The sequence below is a fragment of the Akkermansia sp. RCC_12PD genome, from assembly GCF_036417355.1.
Taxonomy (GTDB): Bacteria; Verrucomicrobiota; Verrucomicrobiia; order Verrucomicrobiales; family Akkermansiaceae; genus Akkermansia.
The window spans coordinates 2288239-2299299 of the sequence record NZ_CP143889.1 but is presented as its reverse complement, the minus strand read 5'-3'; the positions used below and the strand labels follow the sequence as shown (position 1 = coordinate 2299299).

11 protein-coding genes and 2 tRNA genes are annotated in these 11061 nt (G+C 55.1%); all 13 read left to right on the top strand.

Annotated features, from left to right (window positions below; genetic code table 11):
* The first annotated feature begins 32 nt into the window (after nt 1-32).
* The 13 genes from V3C20_RS09750 to thiS all read left to right on the top strand — a co-directional run bounded on the left by V3C20_RS09750 (nt 33) and on the right by thiS (nt 11030).
* The gene (locus V3C20_RS09750) at nt 33-803 is read left to right on the top strand and encodes a ParA family protein (protein ID WP_130083855.1); all 771 of its coding nucleotides are present in this window, start codon (nt 33-35) and stop codon (nt 801-803) included.
* 100 nt (nt 804-903) lie between these two features.
* Complete coding sequence (locus V3C20_RS09745) at nt 904-3636, top strand: protein kinase (protein ID WP_130083856.1); 2733 nt, start codon at nt 904-906, stop codon at nt 3634-3636.
* A gap of 100 nt (nt 3637-3736) precedes the next feature.
* The gene (locus V3C20_RS09740; protein ID WP_130083857.1) at nt 3737-4315 is read left to right on the top strand and encodes a hypothetical protein; all 579 of its coding nucleotides are present in this window, start codon (nt 3737-3739) and stop codon (nt 4313-4315) included.
* An 8-nt stretch (nt 4316-4323) separates the two neighbouring features.
* A complete protein-coding gene (locus V3C20_RS09735; RefSeq protein WP_130083858.1) occupies nt 4324-5169 on the top strand; it encodes a hypothetical protein in 846 nt (281 codons plus the stop codon).
* Nucleotides 5166-6014 (top strand): hypothetical protein, encoded by an 849-nt coding sequence (locus V3C20_RS09730; RefSeq protein ID WP_130083859.1) that lies wholly within the window; start codon nt 5166-5168, stop codon nt 6012-6014. Before V3C20_RS09735 ends, V3C20_RS09730 begins: the two co-directional genes overlap by 4 nt.
* Nucleotides 6015-6154: 140 nt before the next feature.
* Nucleotides 6155-7015 (top strand): hypothetical protein, encoded by an 861-nt coding sequence (locus V3C20_RS09725; RefSeq protein ID WP_130083860.1) that lies wholly within the window; start codon nt 6155-6157, stop codon nt 7013-7015.
* 29 nt (nt 7016-7044) lie between these two features.
* On the top strand, nt 7045-7878 hold the full coding sequence (locus V3C20_RS09720; RefSeq protein WP_130083861.1) for a hypothetical protein: 834 nt from the start codon (nt 7045-7047) through the stop codon (nt 7876-7878).
* A gap of 16 nt (nt 7879-7894) precedes the next feature.
* Nucleotides 7895-8761, top strand: coding sequence for a hypothetical protein (locus tag V3C20_RS09715; protein WP_130083862.1), 867 nt, complete (start codon nt 7895-7897; stop codon nt 8759-8761).
* A gap of 26 nt (nt 8762-8787) precedes the next feature.
* Nucleotides 8788-9600: a hypothetical protein gene (locus tag V3C20_RS09710; protein ID WP_130083863.1), complete on the top strand. Its 813-nt coding sequence runs from the start codon at nt 8788-8790 to the stop codon at nt 9598-9600.
* On the top strand, nt 9597-10442 hold the full coding sequence (locus V3C20_RS09705) for a hypothetical protein (RefSeq protein ID WP_130083864.1): 846 nt from the start codon (nt 9597-9599) through the stop codon (nt 10440-10442). Before V3C20_RS09710 ends, V3C20_RS09705 begins: the two co-directional genes overlap by 4 nt.
* A gap of 103 nt (nt 10443-10545) precedes the next feature.
* A tRNA-Cys gene (locus V3C20_RS09700) sits at nt 10546-10620 on the top strand.
* Nucleotides 10621-10643: 23 nt separating this feature from the next.
* Nucleotides 10644-10719 (top strand) — tRNA-Glu (locus V3C20_RS09695).
* Nucleotides 10720-10817: 98 nt separating this feature from the next.
* Nucleotides 10818-11030, top strand: coding sequence for a sulfur carrier protein ThiS (thiS, locus tag V3C20_RS09690; RefSeq protein ID WP_130083865.1), 213 nt, complete (start codon nt 10818-10820; stop codon nt 11028-11030).
* Nucleotides 11031-11061 lie beyond the last annotated feature (31 nt).

The following is an 11061-nucleotide window of genomic DNA, read 5'->3' as shown; positions in this document are numbered from 1 at the left end:
TTGTGCTACCGTGCCATTGCACCGTTTTCCTCATGAAAATCATCGCCATCGCCAACCAGAAAGGAGGAGTGGGAAAAACCACCACGGCTATCAACCTGGCCGCCGCCCTGGCCCAGTTGAAAAAGAAAATCCTCGTCATTGACCTGGACCCGCAGGCCAACGCTACCAGCGGCCTGGGCATCGAAACCCGGGAGACGGCCAGCCTGTACCCGGCCCTGCTCAACCAGATTCCTGCAGAACAGTGCATCCGGCCTTCCGGCAGAAAACGGCTGGATATCATTCCAGCCACCATGGACCTGGCCGGCGTGGAAATAGAGCTGGCGCGGGCCGGCGACCATCTGACCAGGCTCCGGGAAACGCTCGCCCCGCTGCGCAAATCCGGTTCCTATGATTACTGCATCATGGATACGCCCCCCTCCCTGGGCGTGCTGATGACTTCCGCCCTGGCCGCCTGCGATGAAGTGCTTACTCCCCTCCAGTGCGAATGGTTCGGGCTGGAAGGCCTTGCCAAGATTTTGCATGTGACCGCGCAGATTTGCGCCAGCGGAGCCAACCCCCACATCAAGCATGAAGGTGTCCTGATGACCATGTACGACGGCCGCACCAACCTTTCCCGGCAAGTGATAGAACAGGTGGGACAGCACCTCCCCAGGATGCTGTACAAGACGGTCATTCCCCGTTCCATCAGGCTCGGCGAAGCGCCCAGCTTCGGCCATACCATTTTCGAACACGATCCCTCCGGCCCGGCGGCGGAGGCCTACCTGAAGGCGGCACGGGAATTCGTCAAGCGTCACAAGTCCTGAATTCCATTCCAGCCTTCCAGGGGTGGAACAGGCATTCACCTTGACTTGCAGGAAGCGGAATAGGAAAATATCCGCAGTTTCCGTTTCCGGAATTTTTCCCATGCCAGCAAAAGAAGGCCAGACAGACGCCGCGCCCGCGACGACAGGGCAAGCTCCGCCTCCCCCTCCGGCGACAGGCCTGGAAGAGATTTTGCCCGGCAGGCCCCCTCTTCCCCATGCGGAGGAAAAGGGCGCATTTTTCGTCTATCAGCGGGAGCTGGCTCCCGGCACGCGGCTGGAGCAGTATGAAGTTCTCAGTGTCCTGGGAAGCGGAGGCTTCGGCATTACCTATCTGGCCAAAGACCTGTTCCTGAACAGGAATGTAGTGATCAAGGAGAATTTCCCCGCAAGCTGTTCCTACCGCGACCCGCTGACCGGCCATATCAGGCCCAACAACGAACACGACCTGGAGAACTACACCTGGGCCCTGAAGAGCTTTTTGAGCGAAGCCCAGACCCTGGCGGAATTGAATCATCCGGGCATCGTCAGAATCCTGTCCGTGTTCGAGGCCAACGGCACGGCCTACTTCGCCATGGAGCACATCACGGGCCTGTCCCTGGATTATCTGGGGGAAAAGCTCCATACCACCGGCCACCGCTACACGGAGGACGAGTTGAAAGGCCTGCTCACCCGCCTTCTGCGCATCCTGGAATACCTGCACGCCAGCCACATTTACCACCGGGACATCAAGCCCGGCAATATCCTGCTGACGGAACAGGGGACGCCCGTTCTCATTGACTTCGGCGCGGCGCGCCACGCCCTGAAGCTGCACACCGCCACCGTCCTGACCACCCAGGGGTACTCCTCCCCGGAACAGGCCCTGGGCAAGACGAACATAGGCCCCTGGAGCGACCTTTATTCTGTGGGGGCTACCTTTTACGCCCTGCTCACCGGGCATCCTCCGGAACGGGCGGAAGCACGGCTGTCGGAAGACACAATGCCTCCCCTGCACAGCAATCCGCATCTGATGCGCCTGTATTCCCGCCAGTTCCTGCTTTCCCTGGATAAGGCGCTGGCCCCGCAGATCAACTGCCGCTATCAGGACGCCCGGGAGTGGATCAATGACATCTGCTCCATTTCCGGAGAAGAATCCTCCGCCACCATTCAGCTGACCCGCGCGGAGATCAACAATGCCCAGCCGACACACCGTTTGGGCGCTATAAAAAGTTCAGGCAAAAAAACGCCTTCCGGAAGGGCCACGGGCACTTCCTCCGCCGTTCGCAAGCTTTCAGCCCGCACCATCAGGCGCAACCGCCAAGTGATGTACCTGCTGGTGGGCAGCGCATGCACGCTGCTGGCAGGCGCCGCGGCGTTCTACCTGCTGGATTACCTGAAACAGGCCCCCATGGGCACAACGATCAACACGATCAAGGACGCCATCCAGCAGCCTGCCTCCAACGGGCTGGAAAAACTCCCGGCCATCCCCCCGCGGGACCTGGCCTCCATCCGCATTCCGGAACTGAGAATCGCGGAAGATGCTTCCCTGGAAGAGCGGAAAACGTCCCAGTTCCAGCTCCGGCTGGACGACAGCATGCTCAGCAGTTCCAGCCTGCCTTCTCCCTTGCCGGAAGAGTTGCGCATTTCCTGCATTTACCTTCAGATTTCCTCTTCCCCGGACGGCAGGGAGGACCTCTACCTGACCATCCGGGATTCCAACGGCGTTTTGGTGGACCGCTCCCTCAACCCCATTCCCTCATTCCCGGTTCCCGGCCAGTCCACCACCACGTTTTTTTTCCCGGCCCTCCCTCTGCTGTACACGGACCGAACATACACGTATGCCTTTGAAACGGCCGCCCAGCAACCGGTTCCCGTGCAGATGGCCTGTTTGAAGGGAGACCCGTCCCGGACGGAAGAGGTTTTCCCAAAAATCCGCATCATTGCGGCCCCGGCCATTCAGGACGAGTCCCTGCGGGAGGACCCCGCCTACCGGGAGCTGATGCGCCTGGTTTCCTCCCCGGCGTCCGGCCGCAACAGAACCGCGGAACGCCTGAAAGTGACGGCGGACAATATGGCGGCAGTGGAACAACTGTCCAGGGAAGGCTACCCCGTCGCCCAATATGCGCTCGCCAAGGCGCTGATGGCACCGGACTTTCCCGGAGGCGCCAGACCGGAAAACGGCGTGGAATGGCTTTACCGGGCCGCCACGGGAGGCTGTTATGAGGCCATGAAGGATCTGGGCGTCATGCTCATGGACATTCCGTCCTACTTTCCCGGGCTACCCCAGCAACCCTCCCTGGCCAGAAGGGATTACGCCCAGGCCGCCCGATTTCTGAGAATGGCGCTTCAGTACAGAGACCAGGAAGCCGCGTACCTGCTTTCCCTGATGTACTCCCAGGGCTGGGGAATGCCCGTTTCCACGGAACTCTCCCGCCTGATGATGGAACGGCTCAACGGCTCCGGCTACCTGACGTCCAGCCTGAACCTCCAGTCGGCCATTGCCGCCTGCTGGCTTCCCCTTCCTGTGGAAGCGGGAAGTTCCACCATTCTGAGATTCACGGTTCCCGGCCCCTTTGCCCCCGCAACGCTCAAAGGCGTAACCCTGCACAATACGTGCAAGGAGCAGTCCTTCTCTTTCAGCAAACTCAATGTGCTTCAAAACGGACGTGTCGTGCTGGACATTTTCGCCCCGCAGAAAGTCGCCCCCGGACAAAGCTCCAAGCCTATCGGCATTTCCATTCCGGAGGGATTCCTGGCGGACACCACACTGCCCCTGGAAGTGGAAATCCTGCTGGTTCCCGGCTCCAGCTGCGGCGTGGTGGAATTGCCGCTCCCGGTAGAGAAAGAGCGGCCGTGAAGAAAATCTGCTGTTCGTCAGTTCCTTCCGCAATTGTTCCAGTCCGTTCATTTTCACGAAAGCTTCTTGCTTCCGTTTGAGGAAATGCTAAAAGAGAACCATGACTCCCCTGACCTGCATGCGCCGCCTGGTTCCCCTGCTGGCGGCATTTCTGATGATTTCCTGCGGCGACCCATCCGTCTCCTACTGTAAAAAGGTGGCCGATATCAATACGGAATATTCCGAAAAAAGCGACGCACTGGCGGAACGGCTACTCAAGCTGAAGAAGAATCCGACTCTTCCGGGCTTGGAGGAAAGCAGCCGGCAGGCGGCCAAGATACTGAAGGACCGGGACGAAGACCTTGCAGACCTGAGCACCAGGGACGTGGACCCGGACCTGGTCGCCTTTGTGGAGGAAGACAGGAAACTGTTTGCCCGCGGAAGGGAACTGGCGGAACACTACCAGCAGTATTTTGAAAAATACCTCAAGGGAGGCCCCGAACTGACGCCCGATCCCGTACGCGCCGCTTCCAAAATAGGCCGTGGACGCCAGGAAGTGCGCAAGATTCTCAACGCCGCACGTACTCTGGAAGAAAAAGCGGAAAACCTGCGGAAAGAAAAGTCCGCCGCCTACGGCACGGAACTTCCTCCCCTGCATTTCCGCCTGCCGGACATGAAGGAATTGCTCTCCAACCGTTAATTCCCGGCATGAAAAGCAGATGGCACTTTTGCCGCGCGGCTCTCCTGTCCTTGGCATTCCTGCCCGCGGCGCAGGCGCAGCCGGAGACAGGACCATGGGAGGCCCTTTTCACGGGAATGTCCCTTTCCCAGAGGAAGGGCCATCCGGGCATTTCCTTTTCCTTCCGGATCACGCCTCAAGCGGGGCATGTTCCGCTCCTTCCCCTGGCTTCCGATGCATTGACCGTCACCGACAGTACCGGAAAGGATCTTTCCTTCCGGGGCATTGATTTTTTACATCACCTGAAACCCGCCGATACGGAAGATTTTGCGGAAGATTATACGGTGGACATGTATTTATCATCCGATTCCCTGCCGGATGCACGGGCCACGTCCGTTTCCCTGAAAGGAGCCATTCCCGTTCTGGCGGCGGACAAAAAGCAGGCGCTTCCCTGGCAGGCAATAACCCTGGGTGGAGACGCCGTTTCCATCCCTCTGCCTGAACGGGACAGGGAAGGAAAGAAAAAAAGCATCACGGTCAAGGCCCAAGTCCATGAAGGGCTGATTCCCGTGGAAGGATTTACCTATTGGCGGCTAACCATTGCCGGGGATGAGGACATTCTTTTCCATTCTCTTTCCCTGAAAGACCACGTGGGAAAGGAGCTCCCTCCGGACGCCCGCCATCATAGCCATTTTGGCAACAAATCCGGTCATCAATGGGAAATGAATTGGTTCCATGCCATCCCCAAACAGGAAAAGACCCTGCTCATCCGGATTTTCTGCCTGTCCGGAAAGAAAACCATGAACATTCTCATGGACCAGACAATCGGGCTCGGAGGCCCGATATCTTCACCTTCCAACACTCCCACTCCATGAAATCCCTGCTGCTGTTCCTTTCTCTCTCCTGCCTGGGCGCCGCTGCGGACAAGGCGCCTCCGCCACCGCTCTGCCATCTGGAATTCAACTCCTTCTCCCTGGGAGTCAACGGTACGACCAAGGAGCCTTATTGCATATTGTCCCTGAAGGGAAGGCCTCTGGAACACCTCAGTGTGGTCTTCATATCCAAGGAAAGGCCTTTCGATCTTTCCGTCACGGACTCCACAGGAAAAACCTATGCATTGAATCATGTTCTGATTGAGCCGGCGTGGGAAAAAGAGTGGAATCGGGAAGAAGAGTTCCATCTGCGCTTTTCTCTTTCCGAATGGCCGGCGGAACATGCGGAATGGCTACGCATCCGGGGGAATGTCTCCGTGGTGTGCATCAAAGCTTCCTCCCTGGATCCGGTGGAGGTCGATCTGATTCACCCGGGAGAAACGGAAATTCCCGTTGTGGGGAATGACATCCCGCAGAGCGACATTGCAGACCCGGCACGAACGGAGACCCTGATATTATTCGTGGAGAAGTGGGAGGGTAAGGAAGAGGAAGGCTTCCAATGGAAATTCAGCCTGGGCCACCGGGACAGCTTCCGCTACTGCGGCATGGAACTGGAAGACATGCAAGGGCGGCCCATTCCCTTCAAACGTTTTTCCGGAGGATTGTGCAGCGGCGGCGGCGGAACGACACGCTCCGAATATTTCACCCTTACCCGCCCCTATGAACAACTGAAAGTGCGCATTTTGCATGCCGATCCCCGCTACATTGAAATCAGGCAAGTGCCTGTTGACACCAGCGTGGGAATGGGAGGCCCCCTTAACAAGGAAAAAGTCCCTGCGGCTAAATAAAAACGTTCTTCCCGCCTCCGGCTTGCCACCAAGCGCCCTCCCCCAAACACCCCGGAGAACATGCCATGATCCAGATTTTTCCTTAGGCGGAGCTACCGGATTCCGTTGTCTGTTCCTCTCTCATCCAACACCCATTCCCTATGAAATACCTGTTGCTGTTTCTGCCGCTTTCCTGCGTGGCCGCGTCTGCTGACAATACTCCCCTGCTGCAAGGCTCACGGACGGAGTTCGCATCTTTCCTGACCGGGACAGACCACACGGAAAAGAAGAAATACTGCATGGTGACCCTGGACGGGACATACCGGGGGAAAGCCAGCATCATCCCTGCATCCGGGAAACCATTTCCCGGCCTTTCCATTACGGATTCCACGGGAAAGACCTATACGCCGGACAATATTCTGATTTCCATGAAGGCAGAAAAGGGACTGAATCAGGACAAAGAGTTCATTATCCAATTCTCGTTTTCCGAATGGCCCCCGGAAGACGCGGAGTGGCTGCGCATTCGGGGGGATGTGCCCGTCACCTGTACGGAATATTCATCCACGGATCCGGCAGAGGTTGATCTACTTCACCCGGAAGAGGTAAAAATACCTCTTCCGCAAAACAGCGCTCTGCAGGATGATGTGGCCGACCCCTCCCGGATGAGTTTCCTGACATTATCCGTGAAGAAGAGGAAAGACGTGGACGGCGGCCGGGATGGTACCGACGTCTGGGAATTCCTGCTGGCCTACCCCACCGATTTCCGGTACCGGGATTTGAAACTGGAAGACATGCAGGGACGGCCCGTCCCCGTCGGCATGCCGCCCTCTCTTTGCGGGTTCAGCGCCAGCGGGGGAGGAGGAACCTCCACCTATGAATATCTCGTTCTTCCGCGCTCTCATGAAAAACTGAAGGTGCGGATTCTGTATCTTGATCCGCGCAATTTTGAAACAAGACACGTATCCGTCGACGTGAGTTTGGGAATAGGGGGATCACTCAACAAGGGAAAAACAGAACCCTAACATAACCGCATCTTTTCAACTGAATATTTATGAAGCCCATCATCCTGCTGTTCATGATTCTTGCGGGTATTTTCCCCTGCCATGCCTCCGGTACTCCAGAAAAAACGGAGGACGGGAAGCCTGTGAAGTTTTGCGGCTTTCTGCTGGAACAAGCAGGCCGCCGCCAAAAGATTACTTTCAATTTCCTGGCGTTCTTTTCCGGGAAAAGGATACCTTTCTCGCCATCCACTACGGAAGGATTGAAGATCACGGACTCCCAGGGGAAGAGACTGCGGGTGTCACGCATTTTTGTAGATCCCGTCCTGGACTCGGAGGAGGAAAGAAAAGACAACATGGGCTGGAACGGGGCAGCCGCCATTTCCATTGAAACGGATACCCCTCCATCCGCCCAGGCCGCCTGGGTGGAAATATCCGGACACGTTCCTTTGCTGATGGCCTCGGAAGTGCGCCAGGCCCCGGTTTCCGGTCTTACCGTAAATGGAGAGGAGATTCATTTCTCCCTTCCGGAAAAAAAGGAGATCGTCGGGGATAACTCCGTCCATATCCGGGCATGCCATTATCTGGCATCATGGGGCGGTCCCCATTTGGCATGGAAGCTTTTCATTCGCGCCCCGGATTTTTTTACCATTCATTCCCTTTCCCTGACTGCACCCCAAAGAGGGAATACACCGCCTGCCTCCTATAAAAAATTCAACAGCCTCCGTCTTTTCGAGAAGACACTTCCGGAATGTTTCGTCTTCAACATTCCGGAGGAAGAAACCACTATGCAGCTCCATCTCTCCTATTTTGGAAACCTCCAGCCGGAAAAACTCCCCATCCATTGCCGCGTCAGCCTGGGAGGGGAAATTTTCCAGAACCATTGACAAACCGGCTCCCTCCATGAAAATGTTACTGTACCTGGCGATTGCTTTCCTTTTTCCCTGCTCCTTCGGCGATCCGCCTCCCGCCCTTGAGGGAGCGCACATGGAATTTGAATCTCTTGAAATTATTACCGACAATGATGTTCCCTGCATGAAAATTACATGCAGCGTCACCCACACGGCAAAAGAATCCATCATGGAATTCCCGCCAAAAGCCTACCTTCTGCTGAATGTCGTTGATTCAACAGGGAAAAGACTTCTTCCCGACAATTTGATGATAGTTGGAAAAAACTTCCTCCAAGTAGATGAAGAAGATTGTCCGGACAACCAGTTCCATGTGATTCTTTTTTTCAAGGAACTCCCCGCCAAAACCGCCAAATGGATACATATCCGCGGAAATGTTCCACTTCGCTGCTGTTCCCTCTCCTCTTCAATTCCCAGAGAACTTTTCTGGAGGGATGGCATGGAGGAAGAGTTTTCCGCAATAGACAGTGAAATGGTTCCGGAAGGACCGGTAGCGGACCTGGCAATATGCAAAAGCGAAACTGTTACCCTGGGAGCGGAACTTCTGCAAACCTACAGAAATAATTCCCAATTATGGAAAATCCATTTGAGTGCCATCGCTACCTTCCGTTTTTACGGTCTGGAACTCCTTGATGAACAGGGACTTCATGTCCTCTTTTCCTTAAGGCCCCGCAGCGCTTTTGCGGGAGGGGGAGGGGCCGGTTATTCTATGGAATGCGTTTTTCCGCGAGCCTACTCACGCCTGCAGGCCAGAATTCTTTACATAGATCCCGATAAGTTTAAAAATAAAAGCCTCCCATTCAACCTGACCGTCGGCCTGGCGGGAACTCTCAGCAAGAGACAGGCGCCATCGGCCAGGTAACTGCCCCTTCCCTACGAAAATATCCTATGAAAACAACCGCATTCCTCCTGTTTTTTCTCTGCGCCTCCCTTTCGTCCCCCGCCGGGGACGGGGAAAAAGATTTGCCGCGGGACAGTCTCGTCTTCTCGGAAATGAGGATTGTCCATCAGAAAAACGACAAATCCCTGACGCTGTCCTTCAAGCTGTCCTGCTCCGGTGGAGGGGTTCCCCTGACGCCCCCAGATGCACGTGGTCTGGCAGTGGTTGATTCCACGGGAAAAAAGCTCGGCATCCGGAACGTGCGGGTCATTCCCGAATTGTCCTACGAAAATGATTCCTTCCATGCCCCGGAAGGAAAAGCGGAGCTGAGCATCCAGACGAATTCCCTTCCCAGTGTTCAAGCCGAGTGGATACGGATTTCAGGGAATATTTCCATCCCCATGGGCCGTAAGGTGCTGAAATTTCCGGCTCAGGAAATTGAATTTGAAGAAGCTCCGTCCATCATTCGGCATCCCAAAACCGGAAATCCCATCCATCTCAGGATTTCATCAGCCGGACAGGAGGCGAACAGCCCGTTGTTTTCCGTCGATATCGGAAGCAATAGTCCGGTCATTCTGCATTCCATCACTTTCCAGTATCCCGACGGAACGCCTTTTCACCCTAAAATGATGGAGATCCCTGTCAGACAAAATGCGGAAAACGAACAGCCTCTGCGTCTTATCTATTTGTTCCGGCCAAATACCAGAACCCTCCTGGTGACGCTTTCGTATTTTGATGAAAGCGGAACAACGGAAATACCTGTCAACTTCAACATCGGATTTGACGGAAGTGCCTCACCCTTAAAGAAAATGAATCCATGAAGCTCTTGTTTTCACTGATTGTTTTTTCCGTTTTCTCCCTTTCATGGGGAAAACCGATCCCCGTTCTGAAAGGAAGCGGGGTAGAACTGGCGCCGCTGGACACCTCCCGCGAGTTCCTTTTTTTCAATTTAAAGATCAGCTATCAAAATGCCCCGGCTGTTCTGGACGCCAAAAAGAAGCTGTACCTTCCGGATATCAGAATGCAGGGGGGGAATCTGGACATCCGGAATTCTTCAGGAACGCTCTTGAATATAGGATGCATTTATATCACTCTGGATTCCTACAACCGGAAGGAAGAATCCGGAACGTTCAACCTGGGCATTTCCCTGGAAACTCCCCTCCCTCCCGAAACCCGCTGGATACATATCAAAGGAGAGGTGCCACTCATGTGCTCGCACCTGTCTTCCCTTCCAGCGGAAGACCTTGCTTTGAAAGAAGGGGAATCGTGCGACATCCTCCTGTCATTTCCTCCCTTTCTTACGAACGACGATGACATAGCGAACATGGAATCCATGCACCGCGTCACCCTTACCGCGGCCCGCAAGGTGGAGAAAGGAAAATGGACCATCATCCTGTCCTATCCTGAGGAATTTCCCTATACCTGCATGGAATTTTTTGACCAAAAAAACCGGTCCATTTCCGTAAAGACGGAAAATGCCGTTTATTTTTTCGGCGACGGCACCATATCCCGTCCCATTACCTGCACTTTTCCGGAAGATTACAGCCATGTGGGCGTCAAGGTCCTGTATGAACAGAAACGGGAAATCCGGCTGATGCCCCTCGACCTCACCGCAGGGCTGGGAGGCATTCGTGAATCAAAAATGCCGCCCATGAAAAAATGAAGGGCTTTTTTCAGAAGCTTTCCGCTAAAAAACAAGGTATCTTTTCCAAAAACAAGATTGACACCGGAAGACCTTTCTCCTAGTATCCGCGCACAGCATCAGCGGCGGGGTAGCCAAGTGGTAAGGCAACGGTCTGCAAAATCGTCATTCGCGGGTTCGATTCCCGCTCCCGCCTCCAAGATGTTGCAAAAACCGGTTCAAGTCGCGTTCGTCTAGCGGTCTAGGACTCCCGCCTTTCACGCGGGCAACACGGGTTCGAGTCCCGTACGCGATGCCAGTTTTCTTTTTATCTTATTCCTTGAACAGGAACTTTTTACGCCATTCGCAAGGTATGTTTCTGGCTTTTCCGGCACGCTGTGCTATAGTGTGAACGCAATGACCGCCCAAGACAGCATTATCCTGAACGGCGTCCCCTATTTTCTGGCGGAACCCTGTTCCGTCATACGGCTTCTGGAACTCCTGAATATGAAGGGAAATCCAGTGGTGGTGGAACACAACGGTTCCGCACTCCTGCCCCGGGATTTTTCCCGTGTTACGGTTGTTCCGGGGGATACGGTAGAAGTGGTCTCCATCGTTGCCGGCGGCTGAGTTTTTCATCATCAATATTTTACTTTACTTC

Excerpts from the sequence above, each read along its gene's own strand:
- V3C20_RS09745 (WP_130083856.1), top strand. The coding sequence starts at position 904 with ATGCCAGCAAAAGAAGGCCAGACAGACGCCGCGCCCGCGACGACAGGG.
- V3C20_RS09705 (WP_130083864.1), top strand. The coding sequence starts at position 9,597 with ATGAAGCTCTTGTTTTCACTGATTGTTTTTTCCGTTTTCTCCCTTTCA.
- V3C20_RS09730 (WP_130083859.1), top strand. The coding sequence starts at position 5,166 with ATGAAATCCCTGCTGCTGTTCCTTTCTCTCTCCTGCCTGGGCGCCGCT.
- V3C20_RS09720 (WP_130083861.1), top strand. The coding sequence starts at position 7,045 with ATGAAGCCCATCATCCTGCTGTTCATGATTCTTGCGGGTATTTTCCCC.
- V3C20_RS09735 (WP_130083858.1), top strand. The coding sequence starts at position 4,324 with ATGAAAAGCAGATGGCACTTTTGCCGCGCGGCTCTCCTGTCCTTGGCA.
- thiS (WP_130083865.1), top strand. The coding sequence starts at position 10,818 with ATGACCGCCCAAGACAGCATTATCCTGAACGGCGTCCCCTATTTTCTG.
- V3C20_RS09740 (WP_130083857.1), top strand. The coding sequence starts at position 3,737 with ATGACTCCCCTGACCTGCATGCGCCGCCTGGTTCCCCTGCTGGCGGCA.
- V3C20_RS09725 (WP_130083860.1), top strand. The coding sequence starts at position 6,155 with ATGAAATACCTGTTGCTGTTTCTGCCGCTTTCCTGCGTGGCCGCGTCT.
- V3C20_RS09715 (WP_130083862.1), top strand. The coding sequence starts at position 7,895 with ATGAAAATGTTACTGTACCTGGCGATTGCTTTCCTTTTTCCCTGCTCC.
- V3C20_RS09710 (WP_130083863.1), top strand. The coding sequence starts at position 8,788 with ATGAAAACAACCGCATTCCTCCTGTTTTTTCTCTGCGCCTCCCTTTCG.
- V3C20_RS09750 (WP_130083855.1), top strand. The coding sequence starts at position 33 with ATGAAAATCATCGCCATCGCCAACCAGAAAGGAGGAGTGGGAAAAACC.